The organism is Bacillus cereus group sp. MYBK101-2, assembly GCF_051918845.1.
Classification (GTDB): Bacteria; Bacillota; Bacilli; order Bacillales; family Bacillaceae_G; genus Bacillus_A; species Bacillus_A paranthracis.
Genome location: NZ_JBQAIE010000013.1, coordinates 88502 through 102915, shown reverse-complemented (window position 1 = coordinate 102915; position 14414 = coordinate 88502). Strand labels below are relative to the sequence as shown.

Here is a 14414-nt window from a genome sequence, read left to right as displayed (position 1 = left end):
TAATTAAGGTAGACACTCTAGAATGCCCTGTAAGGCTTCTAACAAACCAAGCAACCTTTATAGCTAACTAGCAGTCTATCTCCTTGTACAAGCCACTGTGGAGCTTGTAAGGACAACCTTAGTGCGTTTCTGCCTCGTGTATGCGTGTGAGTGCGCCTACGTGGGAGAATCCCCTCCAGTATTATCGCATGGGGGGTGTGTACCTACGTCGGTTGTTAACAAACGTAGACGAAATATATTAGAAATTTTTTCCCCGAAAGTTGCACCTCAGGAGATTAACCACTATATACAATCTATGGAGTGCCTCCTCATAAGGTATTTAAATATATGTATATATGAGATAGCAACCCCTAGAGTTTTACCAGTTGAGTCAGCATCTCATTAGACAATCCTCCTTGTATCCTACCAATGAGACAGCCTATCTCGTTTTACCTATCAGACAAAATTTAAAAAAGTTAACCTCCTAGATTTTGACCTCTCAGTTTTATCCGTAAGACGTTCTATTGAGTTAGCTAATAGGAATGTAGCTGACAGAGGATGAAACCTCTTGTGAGGTCTCCTAGGCGTCTCTAATTGTATTCTAATGAGATTGCTGTCTCTATGGTTACGTTTTGTCACTAAAGAAAACTGAGAGATTGCCACCTCGGTAGATCACCACTTTTAGCCGGCACTAATCGGTATCACCTAGTAGTTTATCTCATACAAGTTAACTAGTGAGATGAGACAAAGTAGTAATATGTAGAATTATGCTCCTAAGTTACCTGTTAGGCGTCCTCAAGTGTTAATATCTAGTAGTGAAATACATGAGATTTATCTGAAAAGGTCATACAAGTTCTACAATATCTAAAAAGAGTTAACTCGATAGGTAAAACTAATAGCTAACAAATTAGAAGTAATCACTAGAGAAAGAAAAAAAAGGACTCTAGAGAATAACCTCTATAGAATTACTCACTAGAAAAGATATACCAGTGAGACAGCCTATAGAGAATAACTAAGAGTCCCAGCTCTAGTAGTCATTTGAATAATTAATAACGAGAACGGAGACTAATGAGAATAACCTATCAAGTATATCCTATCTCGGTAACGAGAAAGACTAACCCTGATAGAATAATCTAAGAGTTGCGTCCTCAGTAGTTCTAAGGTATTGAAATAAAAAGGTCTATAGTGAGATGGACAATGGAGAATAACTAGCTGGTAAACCAGCAGTATAACCTCTATAGAATACTCTAATAGATTATCCTTCTCTAGGTTATGTATTTAAGATCTTAAATAATTTAAAGGACTAATAAGATAGCATCTCTAGAGTAATTCTTTAAAGGCTTTTCTTTCTCGTTACCGAGAAGGGTAATCTTTAAAGTTATTCTCTAGAGTATCTTCCTCTGTAGTCCTTTATTTCTTTTCTACAGTGTATTACTAATTAGTTTATTCTCTAGAGTACTCCTCTTATAGACCTTTTAATTTCTTTCTTCTAGAGCTAGGACTATTAGTTATTCTCTAGAGGTTTCCTTATTAGGTATTCTCTTAAGTTACTCCTCTCTAGGTACTTCTCTTTAGCATGTGTACACATAGAGCTAGTTTTCTTGTTCGATTTCCCCATAAGGGGACGAACCCTTGGTATTACTGGGTTTTCGAGCTGTTGAGAGGGTAAAATTCTTTTCAGGTGGACATTTTTAGACACCTCTATTAAGCCACTAACGAGGCAGCCGATTATAGGTTGTCTCCTTTTTGTTGTGCCTTTAGAGAGGTAGCTATCAGTTTACTATATTTAGGTTATTGTACGTTTTATACATTGCACTTATTAGATATAACTATGAGGGCTGACTTTGGGGGTAATGTCTTGTCGAATCTAAAAAAGTTAAATAAAGAAAGAATTTATACATATATCTTGTGTCTTATTTTGAAACATAATACAATATATGTACGAAATAAGGTAACTTATAATCATAACACATAGATAACTATCTCGTCAACAAAAAACAACTGAGGAGGAATTGCTATGAGAAACTGGGAGACTTTCATTAATTGGAGAAACGAGTTAGGACTAAAAGGTTTAGCTACAGAGTTTGAATACAACGAGTTTATTAAGCAAGTAGGCGAGCTAACAGAGGAAGATATAACTAAGATGGAAATGCAAGAGTTAGAAAACCAATTTAGCGATCTCATGGTTAAACCTAAGGTGCTGGCAACCTTTGAGGCTATGCGTTCTCATGTGGTTAACGGACAAGCTATTACATTTAACGAGATAGCCGACCTCACAGGTAACTCTGTGAGAACAGTCCAAAGGCATATAACAGAGTTAGAAGAGAAGGGCTTTTTAAAGGTTCAACATGACCAGTATGCTAACAGATATTACTTTGGTAATACAAAGCCTAACAAGAAATATATCCATAGAGACGGAATAGCAGTTGTACCTGTTAGCGAAGAAGTTAAAATCCCTGAGGATGTACACTTAGGTGACTTAATGGATAGAACCGTCTCTTTCTTCAATAGAGAGCTGGGAGAAGATTATATTAACCTTAACAAGCGCACTATAGATGCATTCTCAGGAGGTATAGCTATATGAGTGGACAATTATATTTTATAGATGCAGGAGAAGGACAAGTCGAGATTGTCGATGGTGGATGCCCTGAGAGGTACGGCAATGAGTTTCCTCCTCAAAAGGAATCAAGTGAGAAATCCAATGAAGATGTAAAGAGCGAACCCAAGAAGTTAAACTTATCACAGAAAACAATTGACCACTTATTAAGCTAAGGAGGAATGTTAATGGAATTTACACGACAAGAGATAGCAGAAGAATATAAGAAATTACTTATAGAGATTGCTGAATGGTCTCCCTCTTATAAGAAAGATCTACGAGACTTACGACTATTTGAGAAGATGATTGCCAAGAGGTACGGAAAGTACTTCCTAGCAGAACTACTCGAAAGAGTACAACGAGAGATACAAGAAGAGAAGTAACCCCTAAACATTGTCTTCATAGGCTCACCACTAGAGCCAATCTTAATAACAAACCCTGAGGAGGAAAACTAAATGATCTACACTAAACAGTTTACCCTAGAGCTATTAGCCGAGATGAAGTACTTCAATAAGCCTATCACCGAGCAGGGACTCTCCAGAGACCGTCCTCGTTTGTATAACGCCATTAGATGCTATTTTGAAAGCCTAGAGGATGCGGTCTCACAGGTTACACCTATACCGGTACAAACTTACAGATGGACTATTAAGGAGGACTGCTAATGAGCAGAATCAAATGGAGTAAGGAATTAATTCTTGAGAAGATACAGGAGTTAGAATCTCAAGGAGTTAACTTAGGTGGTGGATCTATACAGAAAATTAATCGTCCTCTGTATAGTGCCTCGTGTAGATTCTTTGGAGACTGGGCCAGTGCTTGTGAGGAGGCAGGTGTATCTATACCGCTTAACCCTAAAGTAACTACAGCAGAAGTACTCAAAGTGTTTGAATCACCTCAGGAGAAGCAAGTGAGCCAGTCTAATAAGGTATATGAGGACTTTAGAATAATCACTCCAGATTATGAAGAGTATACTAGAGAGCTAGCATGGAGACTGATAGGGACAATCGGACTAGCAGCAGACCCATTTAGTTTCATCCCTGAGAAGACAGGAGTTAACGTGAAAGTCTTCAATGATTGGCTAAGAGGAGATGGACAAATGGGGTACGATGATATGGTCACAATAGGTAAGCACTTGAGAGAGCTAGCTCAATAGGAGTTGGTTCTCTTTTTGGTATACACTTGTATATACAAGTCACACAGTTGTTACTATATATATGTAAGGGAAACAAAAGAGTTGCTTCTTTATTGTTTCCTCCATGGTTTTACTCATTGTATCATCCTCCTCCCTAGTACCTAGTGAGAACGGAAAACTTACTAGGTACAACCTTAATCTTGTATGTTGCTAGTAAGGTGTATGCCTCCTGAGGGCTTATACTCATTGTCTCACCTCTCTCTCTTGACTTACTAGCAACATAGAGGGTTAAGCCTTCTGCCATTTATATGACCTCCTGAGGTGATGTTTTAAGGGGACATCTAATCAGGACTTACTCCTTGTTCTCACGAGCAGGGAGTCCTTTTTAAATAACTACTCGGTACAACTTAGTACCTATATAGATTAACTGATTAGGAGCTGATAGTATATGAGACTATCTCACGAAGAAAAGGAAATTAAGACTTGCTTGAATGAAGCCACACGAGAACGCTACAAGAAGTATAAACAACTCACAGGTTGTTCTAATACTGCATTCGCTAACAAGATTGGTTTTAGCAGATGTACATTCCAAAATTGGTTAGCTAACAAGTTCGACTTTAGTGTAGGAGCTTGTGAGCATATGCAGTTCATCATGGGTTGTATCCACGACGAGTTAGCAGCAATTAAGTAGCACTCACGAGGCGGATAACTGCTGAAGGTATAAAACTACCGGAGGTTACTGTCTCGTAGCTACTACAAAGGGAACAAACTTATATGATCTCCTGAGGGTTATATTCTGCTTTGTTTCCTTTGTAATAGTTTAGCTACTAAGTAGCACTTACTACGCTATTACCATAAAACTAATCGGCTCATACATAGTAGCCACACAGGAGGAATATAGTATGTCAGATTTAATCTTAGGTCAACATCCCTTATTAAAAAAAGTAATGCCTATGCGAGTACGAGAGCTAGCAGAGAAACGCTTTGTAGCTGATGCTTTACTAATGAAGGTATCTGCCGACTCATTAGCTGTAAAGTTCTTCAAGGATGCTGAGGGATATGGCTCTTATGAGGATGTACCTGAAGTAGGAGAAGGTGCAGGATTCAAACGTATTGGACTTAGTGAGGAAGCTCGCTTAGAGATGATTCGTAAGTACGGCCTAGAGTTCACGTTCTCTTATGAGATGCAAAAGTGGGGTACTCATGGTCAGTTCGAACGAGCATTCCGTAAGTTATCTAACTCAGTCGTAGCTATGGTGAATAACCTAGTTTACGATAAGATTCACGCAGCAGCTACAGCAGGAGAAGGCAACCGAGTTGTTAAATCAGGCAACTATTGGGATGCTCCTATCACAGCACCTACAGAGGGACAACCTGTACCACCTACAGGAGCGGATAACATGATCGCTGATATCGTAAATGCTAAGAAGAAAGCTAAGTCGAAAGGCTACAAGTTAAACACGTTAGTAATCGGTATCGATGTAGAAGCTATTCTTCTCTCTAGTAAATCTGTTCGTGATTCACTTAAGAAAGACAACGAGGACGTAGCTTTCTTAGAGGGTTACATTGGTGACTTCTTAGGCTTATCCGTTATCGTTGATGAGAATTACCCTAGCGACCTAGCGTTACTATTGGAACGTAATATCGCTGGTGAGATTGCTGATGCTGAACCGTTAACTACTGAGACGTATAACCAACCTGAGGACAAAACGACTATTGGTCGTGTTACTCGTTATACTACTGCTTACATTACCGATCCAGGTGCAGTATTCGTATACGAGAACGTGTTATCAGTTTAATAATCCTATAGGGAGGTAGCCAATTGGTTGCCTCCTTTTTTATTTCTATCAGAGGTGATAAATATGAAACTAGTAAAGTTTAATCATACAGGTGAGCTAGTGGACTCCTTCTCAGAGGAAGGAAACGATTTAGTGAAAGATGCTGAGTTGTTCTATACAGGCAACCACAGAGGACGCAACTATACGGTTAAAGACTTACAGGCTTTGGCTAGCTCATTCAACAAAGAGGATGAGATTCCTATTCAATTAGATCACTCAGAGTCAGCTAGAGACACAGTAGGATTCCTTGAAAGTGTATCTGTAATAGGTGATAAGCTCTACGGAAAGTTACGTATTGTAGAGGATTCCATTAAGGAACGAGTACGCAAGGGACTAGCTAAAAAGGTGTCTATCTCGTTCTATACAGACTCTAGCGGTAATCCTACGAGACTAAGAGAGGTCTCCCTAGTAGCATTCCCTCAATTGAAAGGAGCTACTTTATTTAGCGAGCTGGACACTAACGAGGATGACCTAGAAATGTACCAACAGTATAAGCGATCACTACGAGTGTAAGGAGGAAAACATATGACTAACAAGGTAAAGATAGTTACCCACTCAGGTGGCACGTTAGATGTAAAACTAGAGGACGGTAAACTAACAGATTTCATTCAGTGGATTGAGCAGGAGTCTAGCTCAGTGTTTCCTATCTCGGTAAATGATAAGAAGACAATCTACCTAACGAGCGTATCTGTAGAATTATTCTCAGTAGACAAGGAGGAGAAGTAATATGACTAGGAAAGGTGAGAAGCATAGATATTCCTCTCCGGAGGCAAAGGCTAGAGCGTTAGCGAATCTTCCTCAGAAGGGACAAAAGAGGACTTATTCCTCAGAGGAAGCAAAGGAACGCTCTCTAGCTAACCTTAAGAAGCCTGATGGAAGTGGACATTATTATATTCATGGCATCTACTCGAAGAACTTCCGCAATAGTTGGACAGAGGAGGAGCAAGCATACTATGATGACTTCATGAGCCACTACAAAGAGGAATATTCTCTGAGCAAAATGGATGAGGATATGCTAGACCGCTACCTCGTAGCAATGATTAAGACGAGACGGATTGACTCTGTAGGAATGGAGTATGCTATCAATCGCAGCTCTAGCAAGATGAACTTCGACCAAGAAGCTGTTCGTATGGCCCAAGAGTTGGGATTGTCTCGTAGGTATCGACTAAGTAAGGGGAACGTAGAGAACAAGTCAGGGTTTGACGTATCAGTACTCTTTGATGGTATGAACGATAAGCAATAATAACACTAGGGGGAATGCTTATGAAGTGTAACGACAACGTAAGTATGAAGTACCGTTGTTATGTGAGATGGACACACTCAGGTAGAGAGTATCTCTCGGAGTTTACTACTGAGACCGCTAACTCTGAGGAGTGGCTCATACAGGATATTACCAAGTGTTATAACAAACAATTCAGATACACGATAGATGGAAGACTAATAGGAGTGGAACTAGAAAGGATGTAATCATCTTGTGAGACCGTACCATTATTACTACAAGCTCATAGGTGCTCTCATGCTGATAATCTTTGGAGGCATTGCTATGATGCTCACACTCATGAGTCTGTAGCTATATGTAGAAAACACGATACCGAGAGAGCAATTCTGAGGTGATTAACTTTACTTAGGTGAACATAGGTAGGGTTAACTGCTGGGAATATGCCTTCTCGGTATTTTTTTGTTTTACTGAGAGAGGGACAAATATTTCCCTTTCTAAGAGTTAAATTAATTAACTCTTAACGAGCGTGACAATTTAGTGAACCGAGTGGAAGTTTTAGATAAGGTAAAGGATTTATTATTGTTGCCAGAATTAGAGATGGCTACTACTAGTCAGGTTGCGGATTTCTATGAAGCTCCGATGTCTACAGTTAAAAATATAATCATTAACAACAAAAACGAATTAATAGCTGATGGTTATATTACGAAATACGGAAAAGAAATTAAGGATATTTTAGATAGACCGTTAAATGGTCTATCTCGTGTAGAGTCTAAATTAGGGGGATTTATAGTACATCATAAAGGAGAACAAACAAAAATAACCTATAGAAATGTAGCACTTTTCCCTAAGAGAGCAATCCTCCGAGTAGGAATGTTATTACGTGACTCGGAAGTAGCTAAAGAGGTTCGCACTCAGTTGTTAAACATCGAGGAGAATACAGCTACCGAGGTTAAAACTTACGAGATCGATTACGAGCAAGAGCTTCACACTAAATTAGGTAGAGCTATTGCTAACACTTCTAAAGAGTCAAATTAATTGACTCTTACAGTTGAACCTATGAAGGAGTCGCCTACAAGATGTAGATAACCTAGTATACGACGAAAAGGGTCTGTACAATGTAAATACCCTTGGAGGACGACAAAAGAGGCTACACTCACAATAGAGCATAGCCGCCTCCTAGTATCAGCTATCTAGTAACACCCTTGAGAACGTCCTCTACATAGCCCTCTACCTTGTTAATTAAATCATCCCACGCCTGAGCTAGCTCATCCCCAGAGACCGACACCTCTTTGATAATATTATGAGCCTCCTCCTCGGTTACTTCCTCTAGTAGGTCTAGCTTAGTGATAGCTTCACTATTAGAGTCATCTGCCTCTAGGAGACGGATAAGAGCTTCTTGTAGGACATCATCAGGAATGCTTTCTATGAAAGTTGGTAACTCCTTAAGTAGCTCCTGCTCAGCTGTTCCAATGGCTTCATCAATAGGTGCATACACAGGTGGCTGATTAGGTGAGCGGTTAAGTGTAATCTCTGCAGGTAACTCCGCCTCAGTAATCTTTAGGGACTTAATGATTTGTACATACTGAGCTAGATGGATTTCTTCCTCTGTGAATAATACTTTAGTGTTTGTCATAATTAGATTCCTCCTTGTTTATTTTCATTATATGCTGTCTCTAGGAGGTAGCCAATAGTATTCGTATATTCTGAATATAGGTCATACTTAGGTAATGCTAGCGAGTTAACCTCGATGTCACAGCTAGAGACGTCCTTTGTCTAAACAGTATTTTTTAAAAGTATTAAACTTACAAGAATACATCTTTTAAGAAACCAGTGATCTGCCTTTGAGCTACTGACAGCTTGTTCACTAGAGTTGAATAGAAATAGCCTGTAAAGTCTTTCCTAATACGATTCATCTTCTTAGCCAATATACTAGAATGCAAACTAGAGATAGCGAACTCAGTAGGATTAGTAACCGAGTAGGCATGTTTCTTAATGACTAATTGTACTTTACTCCATAGCTTGTACACTTTAGCAGCATCAAAATAGTTGAGAGCTAGTGTGCCGAACTCTACAGGGATATCGTTAGAAACTAGTTGGTCTAACTCATGAGCCATATCCTCTACGTAATCTTTTTTAATTGATGTTTTAGCTTTAAAGTTAATTGATTCGTTCCCGTGAGATGGCTCGTCAACACACTCCTCTGTAGGCTCTACAGCTTCCTCTAGGGGTGCCTGTGGGGAATGACACTCAAAGGGATTTATCACAGTAATACTAGCTCCTTGACCTCTCTGAACAGTACGCATTTGGTCAATACGAGTTAGGATACCTAGCTCAGTTAAAGACTTTAGAGAACGCTGAATAGTCCTCTTAGCGTAACCTGTTAGGTCTGCTAGAGTTTGCACCTTCAAGTATGAAACCCCTACGAATTTCACTGAGTAGCAAGCTACCTTCCACAGGACTGTACGATCTCTCTCATTTAGGTCGTACTCTGTCAGGTACTTCTCGATAGACTTGTCCATCTCAGCTACAGATTCAAACTGTGAATACTTGCGTAATTCCTTCATTGTTATTCCTCCTGAGGGAGTCACTTGCAGATTGACTACATAGGTAGTACAATAAGAGCAAATAACTCCATAGTGTAATGTTGTTCTATACATGCACTCCATAGTTATTTTGTGAGAGAGAGTCCTGTCTGGCGGCCAAACTAGAGCAGGACTCTTTTTTGTTATGCTTAGATATTTAAATTATTGAGGGGATTGCCCTTCTCGTTGCCTTCCTGTAGAGACTGACCCCACAGGGTTACATACTTCATAGTTGTTTCTATCTTGGAATGTCTCATTAGCTTCTGTACCACAAAAGGGCTAACTCCAGCTTTAATAAGTGAGCTACAGTAGAAGTGCCTCAGAGAATGCGCTGATACTCTACCGTACTCGAACTTCAATTCTTGAGCCAGCCTAACAAAGACCAGCTTAATGGCCTCTCTACTGAGCTTTCTCCCAGTCCTTGTTGTAAATAGATAGGCAGGTAATCCGTAAGTATCGTTCTCTAAGTATTGCTTGTACTCCTTGAGTTCGCTCACTAGCTTAGCTCCTAGTGGTTGTCCTTGCTGAGTACGAGCCTTACCTGTAGCAGGAAACACTACTTGTCCGTCCTTGAGGTCGATATCCTTCCAGCATAGATCCATAATCTCACCTAGCCTAGCTCCTGTACCTAAGAGGAAGACAACCAGAGTGTAGTCTCTGTAGTGATAGAAGTCGTCTACTCGTCTACGCCTACGGAGGTGACGGAGCATAAGCCTAACTTGTTCCTCTGTAAGTGTCTCTACATTAGTATCTTTCTGAGGATTCTTTACTCGGAGAATAGGATTGTCTCTCTCATCAATTAACCCCTCGTTGGCTAAGTAGTTAAAGTACACTTTGATATTGGTGAGCTTGCCTGCTACTGTAGTATGGCTGTTTCGTCTCTCCTGATAGCAATACCTCATGTACCCCTTAACGTGCTGGCTCGTGATATCTTCTATATGAGTGATAGATCTAGAGCTGGCTTCTTCTTCATTACCATTACAGCCATTCAACCAGAGTCGGAACTCTGTTAGTGTATTCTCATAAGATTCTAGAGTTCTTCTAGATAGATTCTCGAGGGAGCGGTCTTCAATGTATTCCTTTATGGAGAACTTAATAAGCATTCGATCTCCTCCTTGTGCATACTGTTAGGTGTATACTCAATAGATTTGACCTAGAGAGGTTTGTCAATGTAGGCAGAGCTTGTGCTATGTAGGTAACAACTTGCGAAGTTGAACCCCACAAGAAACGATTGAACTATTACTATCATCAGCGCAAGTCATATTTGATGATGGGTTATTCCAATGGAAGCCGGAAGAAATGATGAGGAGAGTGAAAGCTTATATTAAAATGATGGAAGTATCTGTTGGAGCGAAAGAAGGATCCTTTAATTATATGCTGGAGGTTTTAATGAAACAGAAATAATATTTTTTCTGTTTGTTTATTATAGACCGACAGTCGGTCTAAATTAAAGGAAGGGTGTGATTATGATATCTATTAGTATAAAACCTTCGATGAAAGATTTTTATTTAATGGTGAGTGGGCAAATTATTACTATTTTGGGTTCAACACTTTTACGTTTTGCTCTGTCATTATATGTGCTAGATTTAACAGGGCGTGCTGATATATTCGCAGGATTATATGCGATAACGAGTATTCCGTTTTTGCTAGCTCCTCTTGGCGGAGCGATAGCAGATCGTTTCAATCGCCGTAATTTAATGGTTATTTTTGATTTTATAAATACTGCGATTGTATTAAGCTTTATAGTTTTGTTATTTACTGGATCTGTATCTATTCTATTGATTGGAACAATTATGTTTTTACTAGCAATCGTTAATGCAATGTACGCACCAGTTGTAATGGCAAGTATTCCGCAATTAGTTCCAGAGAAAAAATTAGAACAAGCGAACGGTATCGTAAATGGTGTGCAAGCATTATCTAATATAGTTGCCCCTGTATTAGGAGGAATATTGTACGGCATAATTGGTTTGAAAATGCTCTTGATAATAAGTTGTCTTGCTTTCTTTTTATCTGCGATTTTAGAAATGTTTATTACAATACCTTTTATAAAGAGAGTGCAAGAAAGCCATATCATACCGACAATTGTAAAGGATATGAAAGAAGGGTTTATATATGTTTTAAAACAACCATTTATTTTGAAATCTATGCTTTTAGCCGCATTACTAAATTTAATACTGACGCCGCTATTTGTTGTTGGTGCTCCAATTATTATACGAGTAACAATGGAAAGTAGCCACACGTTATATGGAATTGGAATGGGATTGATCGATTTTGCTACTATTATAGGTGCATTATCAATAGGTTTTTTTGCGAAAAAGCTACAGATGCAAACATTGTATTATTGGATGATTTTAATAGCTTTATCAGTAATACCGATGGCACTATCAGTTACACCATTTATTCTTAATTTAGGACACTATCCACCATTTATCCTCTTTATACTTTCTTCTATTTTAATTGCAATGATCATGACAATTGTATCCATCTATGTCATTACTGTAGTTCAAAAGAAAACACCAAATGAGAACTTAGGAAAAGTAATGGCAATTATAACAGCGGTATCCCAATGCATGGCACCGATTGGGCAAGTCGTTTATGGTTTTATGTTTGAAGAATTCAGTATGAAAATTTATTTACCTATATTAGTTATTAGTTTCATAATGTTATTAATAGCAGTTGTGACGAAGAAAATACTATCCAATGAAGGGAACTAGCTTTATATGATTAGGAGAATGTTAAAAAGAGATTTCTCTCAAAATAAAATGATAATTACTATTTTATTTATGTTTATCATGTTATCAAGTCTTTTAATGGCTAGTGCTTCAAGTAACGTTATAAATCTATTGAACTCAATGGATCAATTGGTTAAAGTATCAAACGCACCGCACTTCGTACAAATGCATGCCGGAGAAGTAAATCAAAAGTCAATTGATTCCTTTGTAGAAAAAAATCCGTTTGTAAAAAAACAGCAAACGGCTGAGATGGTTCAAATAAATGGATCTAACATTTTTATTAAAAAGAAAAATCAAGCAGAACATAATAGTGTAATGGACATTAGTTTCGTTAAACAAAATAGTAAGTTTGATTTTTTATTAAATTTAAATAATGAAGTGGTTGATGTTAGGAAAGGGGAAATAGGTGTACCCATTTATTATATGCAAAAATATAATTTGCGTATGGGAGATAAAATATGGGTTATTAAAGATAATAATGAACTAGAATTTACGATTTCAGCATTTGTTCGTGATGTTCAAATGAACCCATCAATCGTTAGTTCAAAACGATTTGTAATAAGCAATAAAGATTTTGAAAGAATAAAAAGAAATTTTGGAGAAAGCGAATATCTTATTGAATTCCAGCTAACAGACAAAAATAAAATAAATGAATTTGAAAATCTATATAAGTCATCGAACTTACCACAAAAAGGTCCCTCTATTACGTATTCACTATTTAAAACACTCAATTCATTAACAGATGGAATAATAGCTGCAGTACTTATCATAATAAGTGCATTATTAATGTTAATTGCAATGTTATGTATTAGATTTACGATTATTACTTCGATGGAAGAAGATTATCGGGAAATTGGTGTTATGAAAGCTATCGGCATTACAAGTAAAGATATTCAAAAACTATATGTAACAAAATATGTTGTTATTTCAGCTGGTGGGTGTATATGTGGATATATACTTTCACTATTTGTTACAAAGATATTCACTTCGAATATCACTCTTTATATGGGAGCGGCAGATAAAAGTATTTTACACAATGTTGTGCCATTCATAATTACAACACTATTATTTTTAGTCGTTATCTTGTTCTGTCGTATCATTTTACGGAAATTTAGGGGAATTACAGCAATAGATGCTTTACGATCAAGAGATAAACTAGGGAAAAGAAAAATTAGAAACTTTTTTTCACTCAATCAATCTAAATTTAAAAATATAAATATATTTATTGGTATACAAGATGTTATAAAAAGATTTAAGTTATATCGCGTATTAAGTATCGTATTAATAATAGCTGTGTTTATGATTGTTGTACCTGTTAACTTTTTGTATACGATTCAGTCACCGAAGTTTGTAAATTATATGGGGACAGGAAAAAGTGATATTCGAATAGATTTACAGCAAACTGAAAATATAGAGAAACGTTTTAAGGGTGTTATTTCATATGTAAAAAATGATAAAGAAGTAGAAAAATATGCAACATTTGTTACGAGTACATTTAAAATGGTAAACGCTGATGGTACACATGAAAACTTAAATGTAGAAATGGGAGACTTCACTAAATTTCCATTAGACTATATCAAAGGTAGGGCACCAAAAAATGAAAATGAAATTGCTCTTTCTTATATGAACGCAAATGAATTAAAAAAGAATGTAGGGGATCATATCGTTTTATTTGTTGATGGGAAAGAGAAAACACTAACGATTAGTGGTATGTATCAAGATGTAACAAATGGCGGGAAAACAGCTAAAGCGAGCTTTTCTTATAATAACGAAAACATATTATGGTATGTAGTAAATGTAGATTTAAAGTCTAATGTTGATTTGCAAGAAAAAGTGAAGGAGTATAAACAAAAATTTAGTTCTGCAAAAATAACAGATACGGATGATTATTTAACGCAAACTTTAGGAGAAACAATTAAACAATTAAGACTCGTGACTCAAGTGGCTATTTTGATTGCGATATTGATATCAGTTTTAATTACTGCAATGTTTTTTAAAATGTTATTAGCAAAAGATTCTTCGCAAATTTTAATTATGAAAAATATCGGTTTTTCTAGTAAAGATATTCGTATACAGTATATAACACGTTCTATCGTCATTGTATTATTAGGCATTGTGATAGGGACATGTATAGCTGCTACGTTTGGTGAAATGTTAGTAAGTTGGTTAGGGTCTTTTATGGGAGCTGCTCATATAAAGTTTGTCGTGAATCCTATCGTTTCTTATGTAATATGTCCAGCTATATTATGTATATGTGTGACTGCAACAACGCTTTTCAGTAGTTTTACTATGAAGCAAACAAACGATGTAAAGCCAAATGGGGAGTAGGGGTGTATCAC

Annotated in this window: 15 protein-coding genes and 1 pseudogene; 13 read left to right on the top strand and 3 right to left on the bottom strand. The window is 37.4% G+C overall.

Annotation, left to right across the window (positions count from 1 at the left end):
• The first annotated feature begins 1996 nt into the window (after nucleotides 1-1996).
• The 10 genes from ACTFSI_RS21675 (at nucleotide 1997) to ACTFSI_RS21630 (ending at nucleotide 7796) form a co-directional block, all read left to right on the top strand.
• Nucleotides 1997-2563 (top strand): winged helix-turn-helix transcriptional regulator, encoded by a 567-nt coding sequence (locus tag ACTFSI_RS21675; protein ID WP_440045638.1) that lies wholly within the window; start codon nucleotides 1997-1999, stop codon nucleotides 2561-2563.
• A complete protein-coding gene (locus ACTFSI_RS21670) occupies nucleotides 2560-2751 on the top strand; it encodes a hypothetical protein (RefSeq protein ID WP_127813215.1) in 192 nt (63 codons plus the stop codon). The genes ACTFSI_RS21675 and ACTFSI_RS21670 overlap by 4 nt, the downstream gene beginning before the upstream one ends.
• A 12-nt stretch (nucleotides 2752-2763) precedes the next feature.
• The gene (locus ACTFSI_RS21665) at nucleotides 2764-2958 is read left to right on the top strand and encodes a hypothetical protein (RefSeq protein ID WP_127813214.1); all 195 of its coding nucleotides are present in this window, start codon (nucleotides 2764-2766) and stop codon (nucleotides 2956-2958) included.
• A 278-nt stretch (nucleotides 2959-3236) separates the two neighbouring features.
• A complete protein-coding gene (locus tag ACTFSI_RS21660) occupies nucleotides 3237-3725 on the top strand; it encodes a hypothetical protein (protein ID WP_440045637.1) in 489 nt (162 codons plus the stop codon).
• 427 nt (nucleotides 3726-4152) lie between these two features.
• A complete protein-coding gene (locus ACTFSI_RS21655) occupies nucleotides 4153-4395 on the top strand; it encodes a hypothetical protein (protein ID WP_001239772.1) in 243 nt (80 codons plus the stop codon).
• A 211-nt stretch (nucleotides 4396-4606) separates the two neighbouring features.
• Complete coding sequence (locus tag ACTFSI_RS21650) at nucleotides 4607-5503, top strand: phage major capsid protein (RefSeq protein WP_440045636.1); 897 nt, start codon at nucleotides 4607-4609, stop codon at nucleotides 5501-5503.
• Nucleotides 5504-5566: 63 nt separating this feature from the next.
• A complete protein-coding gene (locus tag ACTFSI_RS21645; protein WP_440045635.1) occupies nucleotides 5567-6055 on the top strand; it encodes a hypothetical protein in 489 nt (162 codons plus the stop codon).
• Nucleotides 6056-6067: 12 nt separating this feature from the next.
• A complete protein-coding gene (locus tag ACTFSI_RS21640; protein WP_158318165.1) occupies nucleotides 6068-6268 on the top strand; it encodes a hypothetical protein in 201 nt (66 codons plus the stop codon).
• Nucleotide 6269: 1 nt separating this feature from the next.
• Nucleotides 6270-6785, top strand: coding sequence for a hypothetical protein (locus tag ACTFSI_RS21635; RefSeq protein ID WP_426953685.1), 516 nt, complete (start codon nucleotides 6270-6272; stop codon nucleotides 6783-6785).
• A 522-nt stretch (nucleotides 6786-7307) separates the two neighbouring features.
• The gene (locus ACTFSI_RS21630) at nucleotides 7308-7796 is read left to right on the top strand and encodes a hypothetical protein (protein ID WP_440045634.1); all 489 of its coding nucleotides are present in this window, start codon (nucleotides 7308-7310) and stop codon (nucleotides 7794-7796) included.
• Nucleotides 7797-7947: 151 nt separating this feature from the next.
• Here the strand turns inward: ACTFSI_RS21630 and ACTFSI_RS21625 are convergent, their stop codons facing one another.
• From ACTFSI_RS21625 to ACTFSI_RS21615, 3 genes are all read right to left on the bottom strand, one after another.
• Complete coding sequence (locus ACTFSI_RS21625; protein ID WP_440045633.1) at nucleotides 7948-8394, bottom strand: hypothetical protein; 447 nt, start codon at nucleotides 8392-8394, stop codon at nucleotides 7948-7950.
• 169 nt (nucleotides 8395-8563) lie between these two features.
• A complete protein-coding gene (locus tag ACTFSI_RS21620) occupies nucleotides 8564-9325 on the bottom strand; it encodes a helix-turn-helix domain-containing protein (protein WP_440045632.1) in 762 nt (253 codons plus the stop codon).
• A gap of 167 nt (nucleotides 9326-9492) precedes the next feature.
• A complete protein-coding gene (locus ACTFSI_RS21615) occupies nucleotides 9493-10446 on the bottom strand; it encodes a tyrosine-type recombinase/integrase (RefSeq protein WP_000905651.1) in 954 nt (317 codons plus the stop codon).
• Nucleotides 10447-10561: 115 nt separating this feature from the next.
• Here ACTFSI_RS21615 and ACTFSI_RS21610 point away from each other — a divergent pair.
• The 3 genes and pseudogenes from ACTFSI_RS21610 to ACTFSI_RS21600 all read left to right on the top strand — a co-directional run.
• Nucleotides 10562-10747, top strand: a pseudogene (locus ACTFSI_RS21610) (TetR/AcrR family transcriptional regulator); the annotation flags it as partial.
• A 62-nt stretch (nucleotides 10748-10809) separates the two neighbouring features.
• Nucleotides 10810-12057 (top strand): MFS transporter, encoded by a 1248-nt coding sequence (locus ACTFSI_RS21605; RefSeq protein WP_440045631.1) that lies wholly within the window; start codon nucleotides 10810-10812, stop codon nucleotides 12055-12057.
• Between the two features lie 6 nt (nucleotides 12058-12063).
• Entirely contained in the window at nucleotides 12064-14403 is a 2340-nt protein-coding gene (locus tag ACTFSI_RS21600) for an ABC transporter permease (RefSeq protein WP_440045630.1), read from the top strand.
• The last annotated feature ends 11 nt before the right edge of the window (nucleotides 14404-14414 follow it).

Excerpts from the sequence above, each read along its gene's own strand:
- ACTFSI_RS21675 (WP_440045638.1), top strand. The coding sequence starts at position 1,997 with ATGAGAAACTGGGAGACTTTCATTAATTGGAGAAACGAGTTAGGACTA.
- ACTFSI_RS21670 (WP_127813215.1), top strand. The coding sequence starts at position 2,560 with ATGAGTGGACAATTATATTTTATAGATGCAGGAGAAGGACAAGTCGAG.
- ACTFSI_RS21665 (WP_127813214.1), top strand. The coding sequence starts at position 2,764 with ATGGAATTTACACGACAAGAGATAGCAGAAGAATATAAGAAATTACTT.
- ACTFSI_RS21660 (WP_440045637.1), top strand. The coding sequence starts at position 3,237 with ATGAGCAGAATCAAATGGAGTAAGGAATTAATTCTTGAGAAGATACAG.
- ACTFSI_RS21655 (WP_001239772.1), top strand. The coding sequence starts at position 4,153 with ATGAGACTATCTCACGAAGAAAAGGAAATTAAGACTTGCTTGAATGAA.
- ACTFSI_RS21650 (WP_440045636.1), top strand. The coding sequence starts at position 4,607 with ATGTCAGATTTAATCTTAGGTCAACATCCCTTATTAAAAAAAGTAATG.
- ACTFSI_RS21645 (WP_440045635.1), top strand. The coding sequence starts at position 5,567 with ATGAAACTAGTAAAGTTTAATCATACAGGTGAGCTAGTGGACTCCTTC.
- ACTFSI_RS21640 (WP_158318165.1), top strand. The coding sequence starts at position 6,068 with ATGACTAACAAGGTAAAGATAGTTACCCACTCAGGTGGCACGTTAGAT.
- ACTFSI_RS21635 (WP_426953685.1), top strand. The coding sequence starts at position 6,270 with ATGACTAGGAAAGGTGAGAAGCATAGATATTCCTCTCCGGAGGCAAAG.
- ACTFSI_RS21625 (WP_440045633.1), bottom strand. The coding sequence starts at position 8,394 with ATGACAAACACTAAAGTATTATTCACAGAGGAAGAAATCCATCTAGCT.
- ACTFSI_RS21620 (WP_440045632.1), bottom strand. The coding sequence starts at position 9,325 with ATGAAGGAATTACGCAAGTATTCACAGTTTGAATCTGTAGCTGAGATG.
- ACTFSI_RS21615 (WP_000905651.1), bottom strand. The coding sequence starts at position 10,446 with ATGCTTATTAAGTTCTCCATAAAGGAATACATTGAAGACCGCTCCCTC.
- ACTFSI_RS21605 (WP_440045631.1), top strand. The coding sequence starts at position 10,810 with ATGATATCTATTAGTATAAAACCTTCGATGAAAGATTTTTATTTAATG.
- ACTFSI_RS21600 (WP_440045630.1), top strand. The coding sequence starts at position 12,064 with ATGATTAGGAGAATGTTAAAAAGAGATTTCTCTCAAAATAAAATGATA.